We start from the raw sequence: 24,285 nt of genomic DNA, 5'->3' as shown, positions 1-24,285 counted from the left end.
GGACGACGCGGCACAGGCCCGTCAGGGCCGGGTGAGCAACTCCGCGAGGCTGTCCGCGAATGCGGTGAGCCAGTCCAGCCGCGGTCCGCTGCGGGCCATCCGGAATCCGTGGCGGCGGCCCCAGAACGCCGCCTGGACGGCGTGGAACTGCGCCCAGCGCCTGACCCGGGCGCGATCGACCTCTGCGGCCTCGGCGAAGGCGTCCAGGTTGCGGCGGACCGCGGTACGGAGGTCGTCGGCCGCCACGAGCGTCAACGCGCGCGACTTGAGCAGGGTGCCGCCGTCGTAAGCGGGGTCTCCCGCGTATCCCTTGGGGTCGACGGCCAGCCAGGGCTCGCGGTCGGCGCGCAGGATGTTCCCGGGGTGCAGGTCGCCGTGGACGAGGAGGTCCGGCTGGTCACGCCCCAGCTCGCGGACGGTCTCCAGGGCGGCGTCCACCGCGCCCCGCGGCACTTCGTGCGCCAGCTCCGCTGCGTCCCGGCGCAGTTGCTCCTCCCAGGAGTCGGCCTGCTCCCGCAGCCGGGGCAGGCCGGGCGGCGCGGGGACGGCCAGCCGGCGGTTGAGCCGCCCGGCGACCGCCACGACCTCGTCACCGTCCTCGACCTCCGCCAGCGTCGACGCCAGGACCCGCTCCAGCAGCATCGCGAAGTGCGCGTCGTGGCGCTCGTGCAGCACGACCGCCCCGCGCCCGGCCCACGCCGCGAACGCGTCCGGCTCGTGAACGTTGCCCGGGTGGGGGAACGACACCTTCAGCACGGCGGTCGCGCCGTCCCGCCGCCGCACCGGGACGACGACCCCGACGCCCCCGTGCATGACCCCGCCGTCGGGCACGCACTCCCAGCGCTCCAGCAGCCCGTCCACGATCCCGGGCAGGTCGGCGAGCCACGCCGTTCCGGGCTCTCCTTCACGCGCGACCGTGCCCCGCGCGAACGCCTCCGGTATCTCGACCATTCGGGCACCCTACGCACCGGCGCCGCCGTCCGGCGCGCCCCTGAACGCTTCCGACGCCGCCGGTCCGACAAGTCCTGAATGGACTCATCCGACCTTTCGCTGATATTGCACAGGGCGCAACACCGCAGGCCGCCCGCTGAATGCAGCGCTTTGCGGACAATTCACTTCTCTGGTCTGGACCCTTGACGGGATGTTTGTTTCAGCAGTTGAATCCCTGCGTACCTGAAACCGCGCTTTCGGAAGTGCTCAGCGTGGTGCGTGTCATGGGACTGCGCGCACCTCCCCCCCCACCGCAAGTCAGCCCGAAACAAGCGGATTCCACCGCGGCCGTGACGCGCTCCGTCACGGCCGCGCGCGGGGCACTGGGTTCACCTGTTGAAGCGTGACGCAGCAGGTGCCGTGCGCTCAGTCCACCGTCGCGCCCGGCCGACCGCGCCGTGCGCCGCTCCCCGGAGACAGCCATGTCAGTTTCGCGTCGTACGTTCATCGGCACCGCGGCCGGCGGGGTCGCCGCCGCGGCCCTGGGCACTCTCGGCATCGCCCGTACCGCGTCCGCGGCCGGCGCACCCGGTGACGTGGTCGGCAAGGTGACCGTCGGATACCAGGGCTGGTTCGCCTGCATCGGCGACGGCGCCCCGATCAACACCTGGTGGCACTGGAGCCAGAACGCGGGCCAGGCGCCCTCCCCGTCCAACAACGTCATCAAGGCGTGGCCGGACATGCGCGAGTACACCAGGACGTACCCGACCGCGTACCCCGACCTGAACAACGGCCAGCCGGCGACGCTGTTCTCGTCGTACGACCAGCAGACGGTGGACACCCACTTCCTGTGGATGCAGCAGAACAGCATCGACACCGCCGCCCTCCAGCGGTTCAACCCCAACAGCCCGGAGGGGCCGACCCGGGACGCGATGGCGGCGAAGGTGCGCAGCGCCGCGGAGTCGCACGGGCGGAAGTTCTACGTCATGTACGACGTCACCGGCTGGACGAATATGCAGTCGGAGATCAAGACCGACTGGACGAACAAGATGAAGGCGCACACCGCCTCGTCGGCCTACGCCCTGCAGAACGGCAGGCCGGTGGTGTGCATCTGGGGCTTCGGCTTCAACGACAGCAACCACACCTTCAGCGCCGCCGCCTGTCTGGACGTCGTCAACTGGTTCAAGTCGCAGGGCTGTTACGTGATCGGCGGGGTGCCGCGCGAATGGCGTACCGGCACCGGCGGCTCGCGGGCCGGCTACGCGGACGTCTACCACGCGCTCAACATGATCTCCCCGTGGATGGTCGGGGCCATCGGCAACGCGGGCGACTCCGACAACGCGTACACCGCCTACACCGTGCCGGACCAGGCGGACTGCAACGCGCACGGCATCGACTACCAGCCGTGCGTCCTGCCGGGCGACGTGTCGGCCCGGCAGCGGGCGCACGGCGACTTCATGTGGCGGCAGTTCTACAACGTGTGCCGGGCCGGGGCGCAAGGCGTCTACGTCTCGATGTTCGACGAGTACGGCGAGGGCAACCAGATCGCCAAGACCGCGGAGACCGCGGCCTCCGTGCCGGCCGGCTCCGGTCTGTGGGCGCTGGACGAGGACGGTACGGCCTGCTCGTCGGACTACTACCTGCGCCTCACCGGCGACGGCGGCCGCATGCTCAAAGGCCAGATCGCCCTCACCGCCACCCGCCCGACGCAGCCGACCACCGGCCCGTCCACCGGCGGACCCGGCACCGTCGTCAGCCTCCGCGCACGCGCCAACAACCAGTACGTCACCGCGGACAACGCCGGCACCTCCCCCCTGATCGCCAACCGCACCTCCATCGGCCCCTGGGAACAGTTCGACCTGCTCGACCTCGGCAGCGGCAACATCGCACTGCGCGCCCACGCCAACAACCTCGTCGTCTGCGCCGACAACGCCGGCACCTCCCCCCTGATCGCCAACCGCACCACCGCAGGCGCCTGGGAAACCTTCCAACTCCTCCACAACCCCAACGGCACCATCAGCCTCAAAGCCCAGATCAACGCAATGTACGTCACCGCCGAGAACGCCGGAGCCGCCGCGCTCGTCGCCAACCGGACCACCATCGGCGGCTGGGAGCAGTTCGACCTGATCACCGGCTGAGACTCCCCGCAGGAGCGACGGGCGGTTCTTCCGGGCATCCGGCGGGACCGCCCGGGGGAGCTTCCTGCCCGCTCAACAAAAAGTGGACTTGCCGGTGTGCCGCCGCCGAAGCCGGGTAGACGGCGGCAGAACGTTCCGGCGACGTAAGGCGATCAGATGACGGTGACGACGTACGAAGCAGGCGCCACCACTGCGTTGGCGCAGACCGGCGGCCACGCTCCGACCGTGGGCGAACTGCCTTTCGTCCAGGACCCGCACAAGGTCGCCCCGAAGGACGCGCGGGCGCTGTCGAAGATGTTCTTCGACCGGCTGCAGGCCGTCGAGGAGGGCACCGAGGAGTACAGCTACGCCCGGAACACCCTGATCGAGATGAACATGTCCCTGGTGCAGTTCAGCGCCCGCCGTTTCCGCGGGCGCGGACCCGAGGTGTGGGAGGACATCCTCCAGGTCGGCACGATCGGGCTGATCAAGGCCATCGACCGGTTCGACCTGTCCCGGGAGGTGGAGTTCACCACCTTCGCCGTGCCGTACATCGTCGGCGAGATGAAGCGGTTCTTCCGCGACACCAGCTGGGCCGTGCACGTCCCGCGGCGGCTCCAGGAGCTGCGGGTGGAGCTGGCCAAGGCCCGCGACCACCTCACGGCCACCCTGGACGCCCCGCCCACCGTGGCCGAACTCGCCGCCTACCTGGAGATCACCGAGGAGGAGGTCATCGAGGGGCTGGTGGCCTCGAACGGCTACACGGCGGGCTCGATCGACCTGCCCACCGGAAGCGAGAGCAACGAGGACGCGGGGCGCTCCTACGCGGAGACCGTCGGCGCATGCGACCCGGCGATGGACCTGGTGGAGGACTTCCACGCCCTCGCCCCGATGCTGGACAAGCTGGACGACCGCGAGCGCCGGATCCTGCAGATGCGCTTCGGCCAGGAGATGACCCAGGCCGAGATCGGCGCGGAACTCGGCTACTCCCAGATGCACGTCTCCCGGCTGCTCTCCCGCATCCTGGCCAAGCTCCGCACCGGGATGCTGACCGAGAGCTGACAGCCCTCCGGGTCAGCGGGGTGCCGCTGCGCACCGATCACGCGGCCTGCAGGGGCTTGGCGAAGGACTTGCGGAGGGAGGCGGGGGCGGCGAGGGGGAGGAGGGAGGCGAGCATCTTTCCCTTGAGCGTGCCCGGCTGCCGGGTCAGTTCGACGTCGACGCGGGTGCCGTCGCCCTCGGGGGTCATCCGGAAGACCCAACCGCCGCCGGCTCCGAAGAGCTTGGAGTCGAGCGTGGTGATCGTGACGGTGTCGCCGCCCGGCTTCCACTCGTAGCGTGCCCGCTCCCACGCGGCGGAGGTGCCCTCGGTGACCTCGGCCCACGTCTCGCCCTGCCCGTGGACGGTGAAGTGCCCGGCGTCGATGGTGGGCCAGGCCTGCGGCCTGGAGGGGCTGAAGTCGGTCAGCACCTCCAGCACGTCGGCCGGGCTGAGGGTGGAGACGAGATGGAACCGTACGACTGCCATGGGACTTCCTCACCAACATGTAACCGCTCTGACTGGTGACGAAAGATTCGCACGCCGATGCGTCACCCGTCAAGCAAGTGACGCCGGCCGCTGACCCGGTCGCCGGAGGTCAGGCGGTCCTGCTGTCGTACAGGACGGGGTTCAGGGGTGTCCTGGGGATCTGGCCGACCTCGGCGCCGGGCATCCAGGCGCGGTCGCGGGTCTGGTTGTCGTTGGTGGGCGCGGCGACCCGGATGTCGGCGTCCATGTAGATCACGGTCATCACCCGGCGCGGGTGCGTGCCGCGGTTGGGGCCGGCGTGGTGGAAGGTCCAGCCGCGGTGGAAGCCGGCGTCGCCGAGGGCGAAGGGCTCGACCACGTCCTCGAAGTCCTGCTCGGCGACGACCCGCCGGAGCCGGGTCTCGGACTCGTCGGAGATGGGCAGTTCGCGGCCGTAGGACAGCTGGTGGCTGCCGCGGGCGAAGGCGAGCGGACCCATGTCGAGCGGGGTCTCCTGGAGCGGCAGCCAGATCGTCAGGCAGCGGTCGGAGGACAGCGGCCAGTAGTACTGGTCGGCGTGCCAGGGGGTGATGCCGCCGCCGGGCTCCTTGTACAGGGCCTGGTCGTGGTAGAGGCGGACGGCGTGCACGCCGAGCAGCGCGGCCGCGATGCCGGCCAGCCGGCGGGCGAACACCAGCTGCCTGACCTCCTCGTTCTCCTGCCACAGGTTCGACACCTGCAGGAACGCCCGGCCGTAGGTGTCGCGTTCGGACAGCGGCAGGTGCTGGGTGTTCAGCCGGATGACCTCGGAGGTGACCACCGGCTCGTACCGGGCGACCGTCCCGGGCGACAGCACGCCGGACAGGTGGACGAAGCCGTCGCGGTTGAAGTCGGCGGCCGCCGTCGGGGCCAGGCCCTCGTAGGGGGTGTCCAGTTCGCCGATCGGCGCTTGCGTCGCCGTGGTCATCCGTTGCTCCCGAAGGTCACGAGTGGGCGGGTTGCCGGCGTCCACGCTCGCAGGGCGGCCGCGGTCCCGCCACGCCGGTGTTGCCCACTTCCGGTACGCAGTTGCCGCTTACCCGCACGGCCCGGACGGCCCTAGGCTGAGCTGCGTGAAGCCGCGCTTCGAACAGCCGCCCACGCTCGACGGAAGCACTTTCGTCAGCTACATCCGCCGCGAGGACGCCTTCGGCTTCGGCTGGCACCACCACCGGGAGTACGAGCTCACGCTCATCACCGAGGGGACGGGCACCCGCTACGTGGGTACCACCGTCGAGCGCTACCAGCCGGGAGACCTGGTCCTGCTCGGCCCCGACCTGCCGCACACCTTCACCTCGGAACCGTACGAGGGAGCGGCCGAGGCGGCGGTGACGCAGTTCCGGCACGACTTCCTCGGGCCTGGGTTCTTCGCCCTCCCCCAGTTCCGCGTCCTCGACGACCTCCTGGCCCGCTCCAGCCGCGGCCTGTCCTTCGGCCGGGTGTCCGAGGAGATGCGGGCGCTCGTGGCCCGGCTGCCCCTCCTGGGGGCCGCGGCCCAGACCACGGCGCTCCTGGACGTGCTCTGCCGCCTCGCCCCCGGCGCGACGGCCAGGCCCCTGACCGGCCCCGGGTACGCGCCCGCGCCCGGCACGGTAGTACGCGACCGCATCGACGCGGTGTGCCGCCACCTCCAGCAGAGCCACACAGGACCGGTGCACCACGAGGACGTGGCGGCGCTGGTGCACATGTCGCCGACGTCCTTCAGCCGCTTCTTCCGCAACGCCATGGGCCGCACCCTCACCGACTACGTCAACCAGCTCCGGGTGGAGACCGCGTGCGCGCTGCTGACCGGCACCCCGCTGCCGGTCACGGAGGTCGCCGCCCGCAGCGGCTACCGCAACCTGTCGAACTTCAACCGCCGCTTCCGTGAGCTGAAGGGGCTGCGCCCGACCGAGTACCGTGCCGCCCACCTTCGCAGGACCACGGAGTGAATCCGGCGGAACACCCCCTGTGGGCAGGGGCGCGAGCGTCACCCTCCAAAGTGGCGGACCCGGTGCCGGAGTGGCACGCTCTGGTGGATGTGCGCGGCCGGACACGCCGCTACCGGGGAGAAGAGGAGGCGGCTTCCGTGGATTCCGGGGACGGCGTGGAGGCGGGCGTCTACTACTCGGAGCCGTACGGCTCGGTGTGGGTCATCGCCCTGCACGGGGAGTTCGACCTGGACACGCTGAGCGTCGTGCAGAGCGTCACCGAGCAGGCACTGGCCGCCTTCGACGGCCCGCTCGTCTTCGACCTCGCGATGGTCGCCTTCTGCGACTCGGCGCTGCTCAACCACCTGGTGCGCACTGCCTCCAGACGGCGGACGGCCCTGGCTCACCCCGGCGCCGCGGTGAGCCGGCTGCTGCAGATCACCGGCGCCGAGGCCGTGTTCAGCTCCTACGAGGACCTGGTGAACCCGACGGCCGACCCCGACCAGTAGCCGGTCGGGACGGGTGCCCGTACGCCGGCCACCGCACGTTCGGGGCCGGGGCGCCTCGTCGTGCCGCCCGCGCGAGGTGACAGACTGTGCCAGGGGTTTCCACCCGGAGTCGAGGCGAGGAGGGCTTGTGAGGATCGCTCGCAGCGTCGCGAGCCTCGGCCCCGTCGACATCGGTGACCACGTGTGCTGGGTGATGCCGCGGCCCGGCGACTTCCGGAACGCGGCCCTGGGGTACCTGTCGGACGGCACGCATCTCGGTGACAAGATCATGGTCGTGGGGTCCTCGACCCCCGCCTGGCTGGAGTCCCCCGCCCCGGACGGACTGCTCGTCGACCCCGTCGTCGTGCACGGCGGCGTAGGGTGGGACGCGGACGAACTGGTCTCGCTGGTGCGCCAGGAGGCCGAGAGGGCAGATCGGCAGGGCTTCCGTGCCCTGCGGGTACTGGCAGAGATGGACCGCATCTGGCCTGCCGACATCACGGCTGAGCAGGTGGCCGATCAGGAGCTGAGGCTGGACGCGCTGACCGGCGGCACTGCCGCCATGGTGGTCTGCGCCTATGCGAGTCCCGGTCTTGCACCCAAGGTGCTCGAACAGGCGGCGAGCGTGCATCCTCATTTCGCGGGCCACCCCGCACAGCAACCCTCCTTCCATATCTTCAGCGAGGCCGCGGACTGCTGGCGGGTCAGCGGCGTCGTCGACGCCGACGGTGCGGGCGCCTTCAGGGCCGCCGTCACCGGGCTGCTGCGGACGCTCGCGACGCTGCGGCTGCGCTGCGACGGCCTGCAGCTGATGGACGCGGTCGGCATGCAGACACTCGCCGACGCGGCTGCCGCGATGCCCGGCAGGAGGATCGTGCTCGAACGCGCCAACCCCACGGTGCGAAGGTGCTGGGAACTGCTCGGCTACGACGATCCCGCCGTCCCCGCGGAGCTGGTGCCGTGACCCCGCCCCGCACAGCCGAGCACGGCGCCGACGCGGCGCCCGCCTTCCGCCATGAGCTGTACGCCTACCAGGGCGACTCCGGCTTCCTCCAGGGGGCGGTGTCCTTCATCGAGGACGCCCTGGCGACCGACGAGACGGTGCTCGTCGCGGTCGGCGAGGACAAGCAGGTCATGCTGCGCGACGCGCTCGACAGCAGCGGCGTGGAGCGCCAGGTGTCGTTCGTGGACACCGGCGCGCTGGGACGCAACCCGGGACGGCTCATCCCCGCCTGGCACGACTGGATCGCCAAGAGCGTCAGTGACGGCCTGCCGGTGCGGGGCATCAGCGAGTCGCCGTGGGGGACGGCCACCCCGGCCGAGCGCGGCGAGCTGCGCTACCACGAGTGGCTGCTGAACCTGACCTTCGCCGCCTCCCCCGCCTGGTGGCTGCTGTGTCCCTACGACGTCACCACCGTCGAGGCGGCCGCCCTGGAGTCGGCCCGCCTGTGCCACCCCTTCCAGCTCGCCGACGGCTCGCACGGCCGCAACCCCACCTTCGCCGACGAGCCCTTCCGCTTCGAGGATCTGGCCCCGGCCGGCGATCCCGGCAGGACCCTGGCCTATGGCGCCGGCGCGCTCGCGACCGTCCGCGGCACGGTCACCGAGTGCGCCTCCCGGTGGGGTCTGCGGGGCGCCCGGCTGCAGGAACTGCTGGTGGCCGTCACGGAGGTGGCCGCCAACAGCATCCGGCACGGCGGCGGCTCCGGCACCCTGCGCACCTGGGGCGACGGCGACCTGCTCGTGTGCGAGTTCCACGACGCGGGCCACATCAGCGATCCGCTCGCGGGCCGCTCCCGCCCGACCCCGGGCCAGAACGGCGGGCGGGGCCTGTGGCTGGTCCACCAGCTCTGCGACCTGGTGCAGATCCGCTCGGCGCCGGGGCGCGGCACCACCGTCCGGCTGACGATGGCGCTGCACTGACCCGCAGCCCGGGAAAGCCGCCTCCCCGGCGGCGGCGTCAACTCGGCGGCTCGTAAGGCTGCGTGGGCAGGTCCCCGTCGAGGCGCCCGGGCGGTTCCAGGCCGTGGACCGCGGTCAGCTCGGTGAGACCGCTGACGGTCAGCACCGGGCCGAGAACGCCGGAGGCGACGATCTCGATCCGGTCGGCGCGGGTGAGGAGTTCCTTCAGCCCCGCGCTGTCGAGGTAGCCCACCGCGCTCAGGTCGACGACCAGCGAGCCGGGTCCCCGGCCGAGGGCCTGGTCGGCGGCGGCGGCGAGTTCGGCGCAGTTGCTCATGTCGACCTCCCCCGTGACGGCGAGCACGACGGCGCCGTCCGGCCGGTTGCTGCAGATGAGGCTCAGAGGTGTGGTCATCGAGGGATCCCGGTGTTCATCGCGACGGTGGTGCCGTCGGGACCTGAAGTGACGGTGACGTTCTGCATGAGCGCCCGCATGAGCGCGATACCGCGCCCGCGGTTGGGATTGGCCTCGGGGCGGGGAGGCCGCCAGCGCCCGGTGTCGGAGACGGTCAGGCGCATGCTGCCCTGCTGGGCCTCGGCCCGCAGGCGGATGGTGTCACCGGGGGTGTCGCGGTGACCGTGTTCGACGGCATTGGCGCACGCCTCGCCTGCCGCCACCAGGACGTTCTGGACGGTCTGCGGCGGCAGGGCGCACTGGTTCAGCCAGCTGCGCAGCGCCCTGCGGACCGGGGCGAGTTGTGCCGCCTCCGCGGGGAATCTCACCGACAGCGGCGCGGGATGCCGGTAGAGCAGCAGCGCGACGTCGTCGTCGTATCCCCCGGGCGGGGCCATCCGGTCCATGACGCGTGCCGCGAGGTCCTCGACGCCGATGTGCCGAGCCTCGCGCACCGCGGCCCCGGCCCGGTCGATGCCCTCGGTCAGCGGCCGGCGGCGGCGCTCGACCAGGCCGTCGGTGTACAGCAGCAGGGTCGCGTGCGGCGGGACCTCCTCCTGCGCCCACGGGCGGGAGTCGACGGCGCGCACCGCCAGCGGCGTCGAGCGCCCCTGGTCGAGCAGCCTGACGCCGCCGTCGGGGTCGACCAGCACCCCCGGCGGGTGCCCGGCGCTGGAGTACGCCACCCGGCCGCTGCCGGGATCGAGGACGCCGCAGAAGACGGTGGTGCACATCGCCCCGGGGATGTTGGCCGCGAAACGGTCGAGCGCGAGGAGTACCCGGTCCGGACGCGGGTCCTGGAGCAGCAGCGCGCGGCACGCGCTGCGCAACTGGCCCATGACCGCGGCCGCCTGCAGACCGCGGCCCACGCAGTCGCCGACGACGATGCCGATGCGCCCGTCGGACAGGGCGACGGTGTCGTACCAGTCGCCGCCGACCTCCAGCGGGCGTGCGGCGGGCTCGTAGCGTACGGCGAAGCCCTCGGGCAGTTCCGCGGGGCCGAGGATGGCCCGCTGCAGGGCCAGGGCGGTCTCCCGCTGCTGGTCGATCTGGTGGGCGCGGGAGAGGCCCTGCACCAGATGTCCCGCCAGCAGCGACAGCAGGTTCACGTCCTGGTCGGTGAACGGCCGCTGCTCGCCGAGGTCGAGCCAGAGCACCATCGGCCCCCGGGGGTGCGCGAGGCCGACTCCCACGCCGCCGTGCCCGTCGCCGGACGGCGTCAGCGGGGGTCCGTCGCGCAGGGCGGTGAGCGCGGCCCGGTGCTCGGCGGTCAGCGCGGACCAGTCCGTCGCCCCGCCGGTCGCCGTCAGCACGGGCCGCCCGCCGTCGGGGAAGACCACCGCCAGCGCGTGGCGGGCCTGCCACAGGGCGCCCATCTCCTTCAGGGCGCCGTCCAGGGACTCCGCCGTACTGGCGGACCGGGACAGCCGCACGCTCAGTGCCGCCACCGCCGACTCGCGCCGGATGGCGTATTGCTCGGCCGTCACGTCGCGCAGGGTGCCCACCACCATCTGCCCGCCGGTCTCCGGGTCCTGGACCCGGGCGAGGCTGGCCGACACCGACAGCGGGCGGCCGTCGCGGTGCCGCAGCGGAAGGATGTGGCCGGCGCCGGACCGCTCCTCCGGGCCGGCGAAGGCCTCGGCCACGAGCCGGTGGCCCTCCGGGTCCGCGGCGGCGTCGGGCCACCACGGCTGGTCGGGGCCTGCGGGCAGGTCCTCGGGACCGAAGCCCAGCACGTCGGCGAACGCGGCGTTGGCCTCGACGATGCCGCCCTGTGCGTCGCAGACGAAGAACGCCTCCTGCATCGAGTCGGTCAACGCGCGGCGCCAGCGGGCGTGCTGGGTGCGCAGCCGGGCGAGTTCGACGTTCGCCCGCACCCGGGCCAGCAGCTCGGCGGCGGAGAACGGCTTGACGAGGTAGTCGTCCGCGCCGGCGTCCAGGCCCTCGACGGACGCCTCCTGCCCGGCCCGCGCCGACACCAGCAGGACCGGGACGCCCGCGGTACGCGGCGCGGCGCGCAGCGTCGCGACCAGCTGCAGCCCGTCGAGCCGCGGCATCATCACGTCGGCGACCACCAGGTCGGGGGCGTGGGCGTGCACGGCCTCCAGCGCCGCCTTGCCGTCGCCGACCGCGCGGACCCGGTGGCCGGCGCCCCGCAGCAGGCGGGTGAGGTACTCCCGCATGTCGGCGTTGTCGTCCGCGACCACCACGTCGACGGGCGCTCCGCCGGACGTGCCGCCGCCCTGCCCGGGCACCTCGGCGGGCACCGCCGGGTCGGGCAGCCAGCGCAGCGCCTCCTGCACGTAGGGTTCGGCGCCGGAGGGGGGCGCGGGAGTGCCGTCGGCCCCGACCGCCGCGTCCGGCGGCAGGTGCCCGTTCCCGTAGGGCAGCCGGACGGTGAAGGTGGTGCCCTCCCCCTCCCGGCTGGCGGCGCCGATCGTGCCGCCGTGCAGCGCGACCAGCTCCTTGACCAGCGCCAGTCCGATGCCGCTGCCCTCGTTGGAGCGCGCGCGGACGTTCGCCACCCGGTGGAAGCGTTCGAACAGCCGCGGCATCTCCTGCTCCGGCACCCCGACGCCCGTGTCGGCGACCGTGACGACCGCCTCCCCCGGACCGTCCTGCACGGTCAGGCGGATGCCGCCGTCGAACGTGAACTTCAGCGCGTTGCTGAGCAGGTTGAGCACGACCTTCTCCCACATGCCGCGGTCCAGGAGCACCGGCTGCGGCAGCGGGGGGCAGTCCACGTCGAAGGACAGCCCCGCCGCCTCGACGGCGGACCGGAAGACGCTGGCCAGCTCCGCGGTGAGGGCGGCCAGGTCGGCGCGTTCGTAACCGGCCTGCATCCGGCCGGCCTCGATACGGGAGAAGTCCAGCAGGGTGTTGACGAGCTTGCCGAGCCGCATCCCGTTGCGGCGGATCACCTCCAGCTCCTCGCGCACCTGCGGCTCGGCGCCCGCCAGCCGGGCCTGCAACTCCTCGGCAGGTCCCATGATCAGTGCCAGCGGGGTGCGGAACTCGTGGCTGACGTTGGAGAAGAAGGCGGTCTTGGCGCGGTCCAGCTCGGCCAGTTCCTCGGCCCGCCGCTGCTGCACCCGGTAGCTGCGGGCGCTTCCGACGCCGGCGGCCAGGTGGGCCGCGACCAGTTCGACGAAGCCGCGGGTGGCCTCGTCGGGCCGCCGGTAGCGGTTGAGCCCGGCGACCAGGAAGCCGTAGGGGTCGCTGCCCTGCTGGAGCAGCGGCACCACCAGCGCCTGCGCGGGCGGCTGCGGCCAGGCGCCGGCCGGCAGCCCGGTGAAGGGCTCCCGGTCCAGCACCACCACCGCGGAGCGGGACGCGGCCGGCTCGTGGACCGGCCACACCGCGTCGGGGTCGTCGGCCGCCAGCAGGGCCGGGGCCGCCGGATGCCCCGGGGCCATGCCCGTCGCGGCCGCCAGCCGGGCGCCGCCGTCCTCGTCGAACAGATACGTCAGCGTGAAGGGCAGGTCCCGCTCGTTGTGCGCGAGCTGCCTGGCGGCGAACGCGAGCATCCGCTCCTCGCTGCGCGCCACGCTCACGTCGGAGCCCAGGTCGCGCAGTGTGGCCATCCGGCGCTCGCCGATGACGCGGTCGGTGTCCTCGCTGACCACGCACAGCATGCCGACCACGGTGCCGGCGTCGTCGCGCAACGCGCTGTAGGAGAAGGTGTGGTAGGTCTCCTCGGAGTAGCCGGAGCGCTCCAGGAAAAGCAGCAGCGCCTCGTCCCAGGTGGCCTTGCCGGTGCCGAGGACGCCGGTGACACGGGGCCCGATGTCCTCCCAGACCTCCGCCCACACCTCGCTCGCCGGACGGCCCAGCGCCCAGGGGTACTTCCGGCCGAGGGTGTCGCGCCGGTAGGCCGTGTTGCAGAAGAAGGTCAGCTCGGGACCCCACGCCATCCACATCGGGAAGCGCGACGACAGCAGGATGCTGACCGCGGTGCGCAGGCTCTGTTCCCAGGCCTGCGGCGGCCCCAGCGGCGTCGCCGTCCAGTCGACCGCGGCGAGGTCCTGGTGGATCTCGTCGTTCCCGGCGAACACCCCGCCGCTCGCGGCGCCCGGCCACCGGCTCTCCTCGTCGTCCTCACGACCTGCCATGCATGCGCCTCCTGCCGCCTCCGACCACTCACCGTCCCGCCGTCCCGGCTGCTCCGGGGGGCGTACGGTCCTGCTCCGGCTCCGCACCGGTCCGGCCCGTGGGCCTCGCCACGCGCCGTAGGATGTCCTCTGCCCGCAGATCGGCGGACAAACAACCGGACCCCGGGACGTGTGAAAGGCGCCACGACGGACAGCAGGCCCGAGAAGGAGGCAGCGTGAGCGATCCCGATCCGGACCCCGTCCTGACCGTCACCACCGAGCCCCACCCCGCGGGCCCCACCCTGATCACCCTGGTCGGCGAGCTGGACTTCTCCACCGTGGCCGACATGCACGACGTCATCCGTGACACGGACTTCACGCCGGTGGGCGTGGTCATCGACCTCACCGGTGTCCTCTACTGCGACTCCGCCGGCATCACCGAGCTGGTCACCGTCTCGCAGCACGCCGGGAACGCCGGCTCGCCGTTCGCGCTCGCCGGGCTCAGCGACAACCTCCGGCGGGTCTTCGACATCGCGGGGCTGCACGAGGTCTTCTCCTCCTACCCCACGGTCGACCAGGCCGTGGCCGCCCTCTGACCTGCGGTCGAACGCCGCCGCGGGCGGGGGTCACGTCAGCGGCAGCACGACCTGGATCCGCTTGCCGCCGGGCAGCTCGTCCACCTGGACCGAGGTGGCCAGGCGCAGCACGATCGGCCACCCGAACCCGCCGGCCCGGCAGGGGTCCTCGCCCAGCACCCTGCGCGCCTGCGGCAGCCGCCCGCTGGCGTCCTCGATCTCCAGCCGCAGTCCGGTCCCGTCGGGCGTGACACCGACCCGGAGGGCGACCAGGCCGCCGCCGTGCCGCACCGCGTTGCTCACCAGTTCCGAGACGACCAGCTCCGCGTCCGCTCTGGCCCGTTCGGTGTGCCCGGCGACGCCGTCCAGCGCCTGCGCCACGGTCCGGCGCGCGGCGGCCGCCGGGTGCCGGTCCTGGTCGACCACGGGTTCGGCCACGAGGAAGGAGTTCTGGGTCATGCGCGGACCTCTGTCAGGTCGGTGTGGCGGCGGCTGCTGGACGGCTCAGTGATCGGCGGCTCCCTGCCGTGAAAGGGACACGAGTCGTCGACTTCCCTGGGTAAGCCGCTGTTACACGGATTCACGCCACAGCGATGCCGCGTCATGCCGCGCGGTGGTGCCGACGGTGCGGCGGCGCACGGCGGTTCGGGGGTCACGGGCGGTGCGCCCTGCCGGTCCGTCCCGTCAGCGGCGAACCCGGGAGCCGGCAGGCCATGCCGTAGGCTCCCCCCGGACGTCGGCAGGACAAGAGAGGTGCACGATGGCGCAGGACGAATCGGGCCGGCTGCTGAGCCTGCTGACCGACGGACAGGACGACCTCGTGGCACGGTGGATACGCACCGTGACATCGTCGCTGGCCGGCCGGCTCACGCCCGCTGAGGTCCAGCAGGACCTCACCGAGCTGTACCGGGCGCTGCTCGTCGCGGTGCGGGAGGGCGGCACGGCCACCAGGGGCGAGGCGTTCGGGGAGGTGCGCAGCCTGCTGACCGAGCTGTCGCGCAACCGTGCCCGGCAGGGCTTCAGCCCGACCGAGACCGCGATCAGCCTCTTCGCGCTCAAGGAGGTGCTGGAGCCGGCCCTCGTCGAGTCCGCCGACGTCGCCGCGTTCGTGCGGTTCTCGCGGGTCCTGGACGACCTCGGGCTCTACACCGTCGAGGTGCACGCCAAGACCCGCGAGGAGATCATCTCCGCGCAGGCCGAGCAGCTGCTCGAACTGTCCACCCCGGTGGTCAAGCTGTGGGACGGCATCGTGGGCGTTCCGCTGGTCGGGACGCTGGACTCGGCTCGCACCCAGGTGGTGATGGAGAAGCTGCTGCAGTCGCTGCTCGACCAGAACGCCACCCACGCGATCGTGGACATCACCGGCGTCCCTTCGGTGGACACCCAGGTCGCCCAGCACCTGCTCAAGACCGTGGTGGCCGCCCGGATGATGGGCGCGGAGTGCACCATCTCCGGCATCCGGCCGCAGATCGCGCAGACCATCGTCGCGCTGGGCATCGAGTTCGGCGACATCACCACCAAGGCGACGCTCGCCGACGCGCTGCGGCACGCGCTGCACCGGATCGAGCAGACCAGGGTCCCGGCCGGGATCGGCGGGCAGGCGTGACCGACCGGGTACCGGTACTCAAGATCGGGGACGTCCTGCTGGTGTCCATCCAGGTCGACCTGGAGGACCAGATGGTCATGGACCTGCAGGAGGACCTGTCGCAGCGGATCGTCGACACCGGTGCCCACGGCGTCGTGATCGACATCTCGGCGCTGGAGATCGTGGACTCCTTCGTCGGCCGGATGCTGGCCACCATCGCGGCCATCTCCCGCGTCCTGGGCGCCGACACCGTCGTGGTGGGCATGCGGCCCGCGGTGGCGATGACGCTGGTGGAACTGGGGCTGTCGCTGGGCGGTGTGCGCACCGCGCTCAACCTGGAGCAGGGGATCGGCGCGCTGCGCCGGGCCAGGGACCAGGGCCCGGTCGGCCGGTGAGCTCCGGCGTCGAGCCGGTCGAGGAATCGGCGGCAGAAGAGTCACCCATCGTCGCCAACGCCGACGTGGTCAAGGCGCGGCAGATGGTCCGCGCGCTCGCGCAGCAGGCCCGGCTCTCGCTCGTCGACCAGACGAAGCTGGTCACCGCGGCCAGCGAGCTGGCCCGCAACACCCTGACCTACGGCGGCGGCGGGAGCATGCGGATGAGCATCGTCACCCGGGACGGGCGCACCGGGGTGAAGGTGGTGTTCCGCGACGAGGGACCGGGCATCCCCGACCTGGAGCTCGCACTGACCGACGGCTGGTCCTCGGGCAAGGGCATGGGGCTGGGACTGAGCGGCGCGCGCCGGCTGGCCGACGAGTTCGACCTCGTCTCGGAACCGGGCAAGGGCACGCACGTCGTGGTCGTCAAGTGGGCACGGTGAACGCCGCGTCGCCCGCCGAGGCCGGCGAGGTGCTGTGGCTGCGGGTCGACCAGGGGCTGGCCTCCGCCGGGCGGCGCGAGGCCGCAGGACTGGCACGCCGGGTGGGGCTCGCCGACGGCCGGGCCGCCGACCTCGCCCTCGTGGTCACCGAGGCGGCCACCAACCTCCAGCGGCACGCCGACGACGGCGCGCTGGCCCTGCGGATCACCGCCTTCGGCGACCAGGCCGCGGTCGAGGTGCTGGCACTCGACAGCGGCCCCGGCATCGCCGACCTCGGCGCGGCACTGCGGGACGGCTCGTCCACCGCCGGGACGCTGGGCGTCGGGCTCGGCGCCATCCGCCGGCTCGCCGACTTCTTCGCCATCCACACCCTGCCGGGCCGCGGAACCTGCCTGTACGCCCGCTTCTCCGCCCAGCCGGCCGGCCGGCCGCCGGAACCGGGATCGGGATCGGGATCGGCCGCGCAGTTCAGCGGCCTGACCCGGCCCATCAGCGGCGAGACGCAGTGCGGCGACACCTGGGCGGTACGGGAGGAGCCGGTCGCCGAGGGCGCCGCGCACCTGCTGGTGATGATGTGCGACGGGCTGGGCCACGGCCCGCTCGCGGCGCGCGCGGCCGGCGAGGCGCGCACCGCGTTCCGCAACAGCCGGGCGGCCGAGCCGGCCGGAATCCTCGCCGACATCCACACCGGGCTCAAGGGCACCCGAGGCGCCGCGGTCGCGGTGGCACGGCTGGACCCGCTGGCCCGGCGGGTGTCGCTGTGCGGGGTGGGGAACATCGCCGCTTTCGTCCTGGGCGCCGAGTCCCGGCAGACCCTGATGTCCATGCCGGGCATCGTCGGGCACAACATGAGCCGCCCGCGGACCTTCAGCGCCGCCCTTCCCCCCGGTGACGCGGTGGTGCTGCACTCCGACGGGCTCAACAGCCGCTGGCAGCCCGCGCAGTTCCCCGGGCTGACGGCGCAGGTCCCTGCGGTCGTCGCGGCCCAGCTGCTGTGGCAGGCGGGCACCCGGCGCGACGACGCCGGCGTCGTCGTCGTCAAGGTGCCCTCGTGACCGCTGCCGCGGCGGCCTCCGGCGACGATCCGCTGGTCCTGCTCTCGCTGGCCGTCACGGGCGACCGGAAGATGCTGGCGATGCGCAGGGACGTCCAGGAGGCCTGCCGCCGGCTGGGCATGTCGGAAGCCGAGACGGTTCGGCTGGCCACCGTGGTGGGCGAGGTGGGCGGGAGCCTGCTGGGCGCCCGCGGGCTCACCGGCCGGCTCGCGCTGGTCGACGGGGAGCGCCCGCGGATCACCGCCGTGTTCGGCTGGTCGGGCGCGCTGCGCCCGCCGGAGGGGGCGCTGGACGCCGCGCGGCGGCTGCTGCACACCTGTGAGCTGCACGATAACCCGTTTTCCCAGGTGATTCTCGGGCAGCCGGTTCCCCAGACGTCTCAGCCCCTCGCCGAGCGGGCTGCCGGGCTACGCGAGGAGCTGATGGGACTGGGTGACGTAAGCATGGGTGAAGAGTTGCGGAGCCAGAACCACGACCTGCTGGCCGCGCTGCAGCAGGCCCGCGCCCACCAGGAGGAACTGCAGCGGCTCAACCAGGAGCTGGAGGAGACCAACCAGGGCGTCATGGCGCTGTACGCGGAACTGTCCAGCGAACTGGAGGCCACCAACAGCGGGGTGGTGGCGCTGTACGCCGAACTGGAGGAGAAGACACGGGAGCTCAGCCTGCTCAACAAGGCGAAGACCCGCTTCTGGGCGAACGTGAGCCATGAGCTGCGCTCCCCCGTCAACGGCGTCCTCGGACTGACCAGGCTGCTGCTGGCCACGGGCGCCGAGCCGCTCACCGACGAGCAGGTCCAGCAGGTCCAGATGATCGCCTCGGCGGGCAGCACGATGCTGGCCCTGGTCGAGGAACTGCTCGACGTGGCCAAGGCCGAGTCGGGGCGGCTGGAACCCGAACTGGTGCCCGTCGACCTGCGGATGCTGCTGCACCAGATGCGCGGCACGCTCAGCGGCACGGCCCAGCCCGGGGCGTCGCTGGTCTTTCCCGACGACGCTCCCCAGCAGCCGGTCGTCACCGACGAGGTGATGCTCACCCGGATCCTGCGCAACGTGCTGTCCAACAGCCTGAAGTTCACCGCACAGGGCGAGGTCGTCCTGCGGGTGGAGCGGGCCGAGCGGGCGGGCCGGCCGTGGTGCGTGCTGACCGTCACCGACACCGGCATCGGCATCCCCGTCGAGGAGCAGGCCCGGGTGTTCGAGGAGTTCTACCAGGTCCGCGGCCCGCACCAGCGGGCGCACTCGGGCACCGGGCTCGGCCTGCCGTACGCCCGCCGGCTCACCGAACTCCTCGGCGGCCGGATGATGCTGGACAGCACCCCCGGTGAGGGGACCCGGGTGGTCGTCGAGATCCCCGCGGGGCCGCATGCCGCGACGCCGGGGGGAGACCCTGCGGCGGCTCCCGTGCAGCTGGACCTCCTCGTCGTCGTCGACGACGACCCGGTCTTCCGTGCGACGGTCCGGCCGGTCCTGGCCGAGCTGGCCCGCGAGGTGGTCGAGGTCGGTGACAGCTCCGAGGCCGTCGCGGTGATACGCCGCCGGCTGCCTGACGCGGTCCTGCTCGACCTGAGCATGCCGCCGCCCGACGGCTACCAGCTGCTGGCCCGGCTTGCCGACGACCCCGGGCTGAGCCGGCTGCCGGTGGTCGTCCTCACCTCCAACGACCCGTCGGGGCTGGAGAACTCCCGGCTGGCGCACGCGCAGGCCGTGCTCGGCAAGACGCATCTGTCCGCGGCGCGGCTGGCCGACGTCCTGGCGCCCGTGCTGGGCCGGCGTGCCGCCGCCGGAGCCGGGACGGAGGAGCGATGAGCGTGGACCTGCCCGGCGCCGCCGGCGCGACGGTACTGCTGGTGGACGACAACCCCACCAACCGCTACGTGCTGGGCACCTACCTGCGCCGGGCGGGGCACGAGGTGCTGGAGGCCGAGGACGGCGTGAGCGCGCTCGAACTGCTGCGGCAGTGCACGGACCTGCCGGAGCTGGCGGTGATCGACATCCGGCTCCCCGACATGACCGGCTTCGAGGTCTGCGAGATCATCAAGGCCGACGCCAGGACCGCGCCGCTGCCGATCATCCACGTGTCGGCCTCGGCGATCAGCGTCACCGACCGGGCGCAGGGCCTCAACATGGGCGCGGACGCCTACCTGACCGAACCCGTCGCCTCCAACGAGCTGCTGGCCACCGTGGCCGCCGTGCTCCGCTACGCGCGGGCCCGGCAGCGGGCCGAGACCCTCGCCACCCGGCTGCGCGGACTCAACCGCGCCACGCTCGACTTCTACTCCGCCGAGAACGTCGCCGACCTGGCCGCCAGGGCCGCCGCCGGCGCGCGGCGGCTGTTCGGCGTCGACGCGCTCGTGGTGGTCCGCACCGCCGAGGACGGCCTGGTGCAGATGATCGGGACGCAGGGCGGTACGGCGGCAGCCGTCGCCGAGCCGCCGGAACGCTTCGCCCGGGCGGTGCTGCGGCTGCAGTCCCGCGACGACGCGGGCGTGCGGATGGAGGTGGTGCCGGCCGGCGGGCTGGCCGGCCGCGACCCGCTGACCGGCGGCACCCGGGCGCTCGCCATCGCCTCTGCGCGGGTCAAGGGCACCGGCTCCGCGGCGGGCGTCGTCCTGCCGCAGGACGCGCTGGGCGACGACGACTACGAGGTGCTGACCCAGCTGGCGCACGCCTGCGCGCTGTCGCTGGAGGCGCTGCGCTCCTACCGGGAGGAGCACACCCTGGCCCTGACGCTGCAGCGCACCTTCCTGCCCGCCTCGCTGCCCGCCACTTCGCTCGCCGACCTGGCGGTGCGCTACCTCCCGGCCAGCCAGACCGCGGAGATCGGCGGCGACTTCTACGAGGCGCTGCCGGTCCCCGACGGGCTGCTGCTCGCCGTGGGCGACGTCGCAGGCCACTCCCTGGACGCGGCCATCGTGATGGGCGAGATCCGGCACGCGCTGCGCGCCTACGCCCTCGAAGGGCACGGCCCCGCCGTCATCCTCTCCCACCTGGAGCGGCTGCTGCGGCAGGTCGACTCGCCGGTGGGCGCGACGCTCTGCGTGGCCCTCGTCGAGGAGTCCGGGGGTGCCGTCCAGGTGGCCAACGCCGGGCACCTGCCGCTGGCCGTACGCAACCGGGGCGAGAAGACGTACTTCGTGACGGAGCACGGCCCCATGCTCGGGCTGGACCTGACCCATCCGCCGGCGGTACGCGTCCTCGTCGGCCCCGGCACCCAGCTGGTCATGGTCACCGACGGCCTGCTGGAGCGGCGCGACGGCGACCTCGACGAGGCGATGCAGCGGATGGCGGACGTGCTCACCGGCGCCGCGGAGGACCCGGAGGAGGTGTGCGAACTGCTCCTCGCCCACTTCCCGCCGGACGGCAGGGACGACGTCGCGCTGATGACGGCACGCCTGCGCTGACGGGCGCGGGCCGGTGCGTGACGCGGCCCGCGGCTCAGCTCTCGGCCCGTGCCCGCAACTCGTCGTGCTCGCGCAGCCGGACCGCGGTCGCGCCCATCGCGTAGAGCAGGGCACCGCCGACGCCCAGCGGGGTGGACAGGACCAGGGCGCTCACCGGTCCGGGCCAGTCGCGGGAGGCGGCGCACCTTTCCAGGTGGTCCTGCCGGTCGCCGTCGGGCAGGCCGTCGTCGACGTAGAGGTCCTTGCGGTCGGCGAAGGCGGGGGCGGTGCAGCCCTTGTCCCAGTGGTGGTCGGTGTACGGCACGAACATGCTCCAGGCCGCGTACACCCACAGCAGCCCCGCCACGGCCAGCAGGCCGACGCCCCATGCCCGCAACCGGTCGGAACGGCTCCTGAACCCCTGCTCCAACGCGAGCGGATGCACTGCGTCCCTCCCCTGGACTCGGTGTGCCCGGGACTATAGCCGGTCCCGGGCACGGCTCCGGCCCCGAGGGTGCCTCAGGAAGCGTTGGCCGTGGGGGTGTTGAGCCGGGTGGGATGGTTGACCGCTGCACAGCGGGTCAGTAACTTACCGACGTCGATCACCACCTGGTGACCACGCTTCTGCGTCCCTCCCCCGCCGCCGCCCCCGGCCCCGTGCGACGGCCCCAACGGACGAGGTTCCCATGCGGATTCCTGCACTGACGGCGACCGTTGCGCTGATCACGTCGCTGACCCTCTCGCTGGCCGGCGGCGCCGCCGCGGACCCGGCGGGGCGGCACGCGGACGGCGGCCGGTTCGACCGGCCGTACACCGGCTTCGCGCCGGCCGGCACCGTGCTCCGCCCGGGGACCCCGGGCGACGCGGGGCTCGACGCGGCGCCCATCGACGCCTTCGAGCGCCGGATGGCCGGCTGGGAGGACCCGGCCGCCGGCACCGGCTACCTCTTCCCCGGTGCCACCACGCTGATGGCCCACGACGGTGTCGTGGTCGAACGCGGCGCGGGAGGCTACGCGGTGAAGTACGCCGACGCCGCCGACGAGCTGCCCCCCGACCAGTGGGTCCCGGCCCGTACCGACACCATCTACGACCTGGCCTCGCTGTCGAAGCTGTTCACCTCGATCGTGGCCATGCAGCAGCTCGAAGCCGGGCGGATCGACCTCGGCACGCCCGTGGCGCACTACATCCCGGAGTTCGCCACGGGCGGCAAGGGCGACATCACCGTCGAGCAACTCCTCACCCACACCTCGGGGTTCGACGCGGACCCGGTCCCCTCGCTGTGGCAGGGGTACTCCGACGTCCCCGCGCGTGAGAAGGCCGTCCTCGACGCCGTGCCGATCAACCCGCCGGGCAGCACGTACCTCTACTCCGACCTCAACATGCTCAGCATGCAACTGGTCCTGGAGAAGGTGACCGGAAAGCCGCTGGACGCCCTGGTCCGCGACGGCATCACCACGCCGCTGCACATGACCGACACCGGCTACAACCCGCCGGCCGACAAGCTCCCCCGGATCGCCGCCACCGAGTACCAGACCAGCCCCGCACGCGGGATGGTCCGGGGCCAGGTGCACGACGAGAACTCCTGGGCGCTGGGCGGCGTGGCCGGCCACGCGGGCGTCTTCTCCACCGTCGACGACCTCGCGGTCCTGGCCCAGACGATCCTCAACGGCGGTACGTACAAGGGCCACCGCATCCTCGGTGGGAACAGCGTCCGGCTGATGGAGCAGAACTTCAACCAGGCGTTCCCCGGCGACTCGCACGGCCTGGGCTTCGAGCTCGACCAGATCTGGTACATGGGCGGCCTCTCCGGCCCGCAGACCCTGGGGCACACCGGCTACACCGGCACCTCGCTGGTCATCGACCCGCAGTCGCGGTCCTTCGTCATCCTGCTGAGCAACCGGGTGCACCCCACCCGCACCACCCCCTCGACCAACCCGCCGCGCCGGGCCATCGGCGTGGCGATGTCGCAGGCGATGCGGGTGGCGGCGCCCGGCGGCGGCCCGCTCTGGTACTCCGGCCAGGGCGGCGCCACCACCAGCACCCTGACCACCGGCCCGCTCACCGCGACCGCCCCGGTCGACGTCGACTTCTCCGCCTTCGTCAACAGCGAGTCCACCGATCCGCTCGTCGTCGAGGACTCCACGGACGGCGGCGCGACCTGGCACGCCCTGCCGCTGACCGCCACCGGCCCGGGCGCCCCGGCCGGCACGCCGACCTCCCTGTCCGGCCAGGCCGTCCGCGCCTGGTGGCACGTCCACACGCAGGTCCCGCAGCCGTCCGGCGCCCTCCAGCTGCGCTGGCGCTACACCACCGACCCGGTCTACGAGGGCCGCGGCATCACCCTGGCCCACCTGTCCCTGACCTCCCTCCACCACCCCCTGCCGGCCTCCCCCACCCCGGCCGGCGCCTGGCACCTCCTCCCGCCCCCGCGCGACTGACGCGGCGCGACCGCCAGGAAGTGCTGCGGGCGAGGTACAGGTACCTGCTCTCGAAAATGCCGGAGGAGGCGAGCGATCCCGAGATGAGCACCTCGGTGCTCGCGGGGCTGCGGTCGCGGCGGCGGGGCGGTCAGGCCGGGCGGGCACGCTCCTCCGCCAGGCGCAGGGTCTCGGTGACCGCGTGCGGGATGTCGTCGACGGGGAAGAGCGCGTGCCGTACGGTCCGTTCGGCGTCGACGACCAGGGCGAGGCGTTTGTGGCGCAGCCGGCCTGCGCCCCGGAAGGCGGGCAGTCGCAGGGCCGCGACCAGGTGGTGGTCGGCGTCGGACAGGAGCGGGTAAGGGATGTCCTCGGCGCGGGCGAACTCCGCCTGCTCCGAGACGAGTTGCGTACTGACCCCGCGCAGGTCCACGCCGGCCCGCCGGAAGTCCGGCCAGGCGTCGCGGAACAGCCGGTTCTCCAGGGTGCAGCCCGCCGCCCCGGGGACAGCGCCCCACTCGACTCCGGTGCCGGGATAGGTGAACAGCACGGTCGCGGCGGCGCCCGGGGCGACCACGGGCAGCATCTCGCCCTGCGCGCCGGGCAGTTCGAGGCCGTCGGGCAGCCGGGTGCCGACCAGGGCGTGGACGCGGGCGTGTTCGGCCCCGTCCTCGACCGCCGTCGCGGTGAGGCTGCCGTCACCGAGCACCCACCGGTCGCCCCAGTCCTGCATGGCGGCCAGGAGGGGCAGCAGCGCGTCCCCCGCGTCGGTGAGCAGGTACTCGTAGCGCACCGGGCGCCGCTGGTAGAGGCTGCGCCGCAGCACCCCGCTCCCGACGAGCCGGCCGAGCCGCTCGGTGAGCACCTTGCGGGACAGGCCGATCTCAGCGGCCAGCGCGTCGAAGCGGACGTGGCCGCGGGCGATCTCCCGCAGCACCAGGACGTTCCACCAGTCCCCCAGGACCAGGGCGGCCTGCGCGATCCCGCAGCTCTCGTCCGCGTTGTGCATTCTCATG

General features: G+C 72.9%; 22 protein-coding genes. 14 read left to right on the top strand and 8 right to left on the bottom strand.

Annotated features, from left to right (window positions below):
• Positions 1 to 21: 21 nt before the first annotated feature.
• A complete protein-coding gene (locus NFU81_RS37855; protein ID WP_251500895.1) occupies positions 22 to 951 on the bottom strand; it encodes an aminoglycoside phosphotransferase family protein in 930 nt (309 codons plus the stop codon).
• A gap of 461 nt (positions 952 to 1,412) precedes the next feature.
• Here NFU81_RS37855 and NFU81_RS37850 point away from each other — a divergent pair, with 461 nt between their 5' ends.
• The gene (locus NFU81_RS37850) at positions 1,413 to 3,068 is read left to right on the top strand and encodes a DUF7910 domain-containing protein (RefSeq protein ID WP_251500893.1); all 1,656 of its coding nucleotides are present in this window, start codon (positions 1,413 to 1,415) and stop codon (positions 3,066 to 3,068) included.
• 156 nt (positions 3,069 to 3,224) lie between these two features.
• Complete coding sequence (locus tag NFU81_RS37845; protein ID WP_251500891.1) at positions 3,225 to 4,109, top strand: RNA polymerase sigma factor SigF; 885 nt, start codon at positions 3,225 to 3,227, stop codon at positions 4,107 to 4,109.
• Positions 4,110 to 4,146: 37 nt separating this feature from the next.
• On the opposite strand, the gene NFU81_RS37840 is transcribed toward NFU81_RS37845, so the two are convergent.
• Entirely contained in the window at positions 4,147 to 4,575 is a 429-nt protein-coding gene (locus NFU81_RS37840; protein ID WP_251500890.1) for an SRPBCC family protein, read from the bottom strand.
• 109 nt (positions 4,576 to 4,684) lie between these two features.
• On the bottom strand, positions 4,685 to 5,521 hold the full coding sequence (locus NFU81_RS37835; protein WP_251500888.1) for a phytanoyl-CoA dioxygenase family protein: 837 nt from the start codon (positions 5,519 to 5,521) through the stop codon (positions 4,685 to 4,687).
• A gap of 145 nt (positions 5,522 to 5,666) precedes the next feature.
• On the opposite strand from NFU81_RS37835, the gene NFU81_RS37830 reads away from it, so the two are divergent.
• The 4 genes from NFU81_RS37830 (at position 5,667) to NFU81_RS37815 (ending at position 8,914) form a co-directional block, all read left to right on the top strand.
• Positions 5,667 to 6,524, top strand: a complete 858-nt coding sequence (locus NFU81_RS37830; protein ID WP_251500885.1) for an AraC family transcriptional regulator — start codon at positions 5,667 to 5,669, stop codon at positions 6,522 to 6,524.
• A 137-nt stretch (positions 6,525 to 6,661) separates the two neighbouring features.
• Complete coding sequence (locus NFU81_RS37825) at positions 6,662 to 7,012, top strand: STAS domain-containing protein (protein WP_251500882.1); 351 nt, start codon at positions 6,662 to 6,664, stop codon at positions 7,010 to 7,012.
• A gap of 127 nt (positions 7,013 to 7,139) precedes the next feature.
• Positions 7,140 to 7,955 carry an MEDS domain-containing protein gene (locus NFU81_RS37820; protein ID WP_251500880.1) on the top strand — a complete coding sequence of 272 codons (816 nt, stop codon included), beginning with the start codon at positions 7,140 to 7,142 and terminating at the stop codon, positions 7,953 to 7,955.
• The gene (locus NFU81_RS37815) at positions 7,952 to 8,914 is read left to right on the top strand and encodes a sensor histidine kinase (RefSeq protein WP_251500877.1); all 963 of its coding nucleotides are present in this window, start codon (positions 7,952 to 7,954) and stop codon (positions 8,912 to 8,914) included. Before NFU81_RS37820 ends, NFU81_RS37815 begins: the two co-directional genes overlap by 4 nt.
• Positions 8,915 to 8,951: 37 nt before the next feature.
• On the opposite strand, the gene NFU81_RS37810 is transcribed toward NFU81_RS37815, so the two are convergent.
• Positions 8,952 to 9,308, bottom strand: coding sequence for an STAS domain-containing protein (locus tag NFU81_RS37810; RefSeq protein ID WP_251500874.1), 357 nt, complete (start codon positions 9,306 to 9,308; stop codon positions 8,952 to 8,954).
• A complete protein-coding gene (locus tag NFU81_RS37805) occupies positions 9,305 to 13,459 on the bottom strand; it encodes a SpoIIE family protein phosphatase (protein ID WP_251500871.1) in 4,155 nt (1,384 codons plus the stop codon). The genes NFU81_RS37810 and NFU81_RS37805 overlap by 4 nt, the downstream gene beginning before the upstream one ends.
• Before the next feature lie 215 nt (positions 13,460 to 13,674).
• On the opposite strand from NFU81_RS37805, the gene NFU81_RS37800 reads away from it, so the two are divergent.
• Complete coding sequence (locus NFU81_RS37800) at positions 13,675 to 14,034, top strand: STAS domain-containing protein (RefSeq protein WP_251500868.1); 360 nt, start codon at positions 13,675 to 13,677, stop codon at positions 14,032 to 14,034.
• A 30-nt stretch (positions 14,035 to 14,064) separates the two neighbouring features.
• On the opposite strand, the gene NFU81_RS37795 is transcribed toward NFU81_RS37800, so the two are convergent.
• On the bottom strand, positions 14,065 to 14,472 hold the full coding sequence (locus NFU81_RS37795; RefSeq protein WP_251500865.1) for an ATP-binding protein: 408 nt from the start codon (positions 14,470 to 14,472) through the stop codon (positions 14,065 to 14,067).
• Between the two features lie 301 nt (positions 14,473 to 14,773).
• On the opposite strand from NFU81_RS37795, the gene NFU81_RS37790 reads away from it, so the two are divergent.
• From NFU81_RS37790 to NFU81_RS37765, 6 genes are all read left to right on the top strand, one after another.
• Entirely contained in the window at positions 14,774 to 15,619 is an 846-nt protein-coding gene (locus NFU81_RS37790) for an STAS domain-containing protein (protein WP_251500862.1), read from the top strand.
• Positions 15,616 to 15,993, top strand: coding sequence for an STAS domain-containing protein (locus tag NFU81_RS37785; RefSeq protein WP_251500860.1), 378 nt, complete (start codon positions 15,616 to 15,618; stop codon positions 15,991 to 15,993). Before NFU81_RS37790 ends, NFU81_RS37785 begins: the two co-directional genes overlap by 4 nt.
• Before the next feature lie 83 nt (positions 15,994 to 16,076).
• Positions 16,077 to 16,418 carry an anti-sigma regulatory factor gene (locus NFU81_RS37780; protein WP_251501381.1) on the top strand — a complete coding sequence of 114 codons (342 nt, stop codon included), beginning with the start codon at positions 16,077 to 16,079 and terminating at the stop codon, positions 16,416 to 16,418.
• The gene (locus tag NFU81_RS37775) at positions 16,406 to 17,473 is read left to right on the top strand and encodes an ATP-binding SpoIIE family protein phosphatase (RefSeq protein ID WP_308208374.1); all 1,068 of its coding nucleotides are present in this window, start codon (positions 16,406 to 16,408) and stop codon (positions 17,471 to 17,473) included. Before NFU81_RS37780 ends, NFU81_RS37775 begins: the two co-directional genes overlap by 13 nt.
• The gene (locus NFU81_RS37770) at positions 17,470 to 19,278 is read left to right on the top strand and encodes a hybrid sensor histidine kinase/response regulator (RefSeq protein WP_251500857.1); all 1,809 of its coding nucleotides are present in this window, start codon (positions 17,470 to 17,472) and stop codon (positions 19,276 to 19,278) included. Before NFU81_RS37775 ends, NFU81_RS37770 begins: the two co-directional genes overlap by 4 nt.
• Positions 19,275 to 20,873: a fused response regulator/phosphatase gene (locus NFU81_RS37765; protein ID WP_251500854.1), complete on the top strand. Its 1,599-nt coding sequence runs from the start codon at positions 19,275 to 19,277 to the stop codon at positions 20,871 to 20,873. The genes NFU81_RS37770 and NFU81_RS37765 overlap by 4 nt, the downstream gene beginning before the upstream one ends.
• A gap of 34 nt (positions 20,874 to 20,907) precedes the next feature.
• On the opposite strand, the gene NFU81_RS37760 is transcribed toward NFU81_RS37765, so the two are convergent.
• Positions 20,908 to 21,297, bottom strand: coding sequence for a hypothetical protein (locus tag NFU81_RS37760; protein WP_251500849.1), 390 nt, complete (start codon positions 21,295 to 21,297; stop codon positions 20,908 to 20,910).
• Positions 21,298 to 21,538: 241 nt separating this feature from the next.
• On the opposite strand from NFU81_RS37760, the gene NFU81_RS37755 reads away from it, so the two are divergent.
• Positions 21,539 to 23,290: a serine hydrolase domain-containing protein gene (locus NFU81_RS37755; RefSeq protein ID WP_251500846.1), complete on the top strand. Its 1,752-nt coding sequence runs from the start codon at positions 21,539 to 21,541 to the stop codon at positions 23,288 to 23,290.
• 130 nt (positions 23,291 to 23,420) lie between these two features.
• Here NFU81_RS37755 and NFU81_RS37750 read toward each other — a convergent pair whose 3' ends face one another.
• Positions 23,421 to 24,284 (bottom strand): winged helix-turn-helix transcriptional regulator, encoded by an 864-nt coding sequence (locus NFU81_RS37750; protein WP_251500844.1) that lies wholly within the window; start codon positions 24,282 to 24,284, stop codon positions 23,421 to 23,423.
• Position 24,285 lies beyond the last annotated feature (1 nt).

The organism is Actinacidiphila cocklensis (assembly GCF_907177275.1).
GTDB lineage: Bacteria > Actinomycetota > Actinomycetes > Streptomycetales > Streptomycetaceae > Actinacidiphila > Actinacidiphila cocklensis.
The sequence above is the reverse complement of the archived record's forward strand: the minus strand, read 5'-3'. Positions and strand labels throughout refer to the sequence as shown.

Bases quoted from the DNA above. Each gene is read 5' to 3' on its own strand.
- NFU81_RS37855 (WP_251500895.1), bottom strand. From the start codon at position 951: ATGGTCGAGATACCGGAGGCGTTCGCGCGGGGCACGGTCGCGCGTGAA.
- NFU81_RS37850 (WP_251500893.1), top strand. From the start codon at position 1,413: ATGTCAGTTTCGCGTCGTACGTTCATCGGCACCGCGGCCGGCGGGGTC.
- NFU81_RS37845 (WP_251500891.1), top strand. From the start codon at position 3,225: ATGACGGTGACGACGTACGAAGCAGGCGCCACCACTGCGTTGGCGCAG.
- NFU81_RS37840 (WP_251500890.1), bottom strand. From the start codon at position 4,575: ATGGCAGTCGTACGGTTCCATCTCGTCTCCACCCTCAGCCCGGCCGAC.
- NFU81_RS37835 (WP_251500888.1), bottom strand. From the start codon at position 5,521: ATGACCACGGCGACGCAAGCGCCGATCGGCGAACTGGACACCCCCTAC.
- NFU81_RS37810 (WP_251500874.1), bottom strand. From the start codon at position 9,308: ATGACCACACCTCTGAGCCTCATCTGCAGCAACCGGCCGGACGGCGCC.
- NFU81_RS37805 (WP_251500871.1), bottom strand. From the start codon at position 13,459: ATGGCAGGTCGTGAGGACGACGAGGAGAGCCGGTGGCCGGGCGCCGCG.
- NFU81_RS37795 (WP_251500865.1), bottom strand. From the start codon at position 14,472: ATGACCCAGAACTCCTTCCTCGTGGCCGAACCCGTGGTCGACCAGGAC.
- NFU81_RS37790 (WP_251500862.1), top strand. From the start codon at position 14,774: ATGGCGCAGGACGAATCGGGCCGGCTGCTGAGCCTGCTGACCGACGGA.
- NFU81_RS37780 (WP_251501381.1), top strand. From the start codon at position 16,077: ATGGTCCGCGCGCTCGCGCAGCAGGCCCGGCTCTCGCTCGTCGACCAG.
- NFU81_RS37765 (WP_251500854.1), top strand. From the start codon at position 19,275: ATGAGCGTGGACCTGCCCGGCGCCGCCGGCGCGACGGTACTGCTGGTG.
- NFU81_RS37755 (WP_251500846.1), top strand. From the start codon at position 21,539: ATGCGGATTCCTGCACTGACGGCGACCGTTGCGCTGATCACGTCGCTG.
- NFU81_RS37750 (WP_251500844.1), bottom strand. From the start codon at position 24,284: ATGAGAATGCACAACGCGGACGAGAGCTGCGGGATCGCGCAGGCCGCC.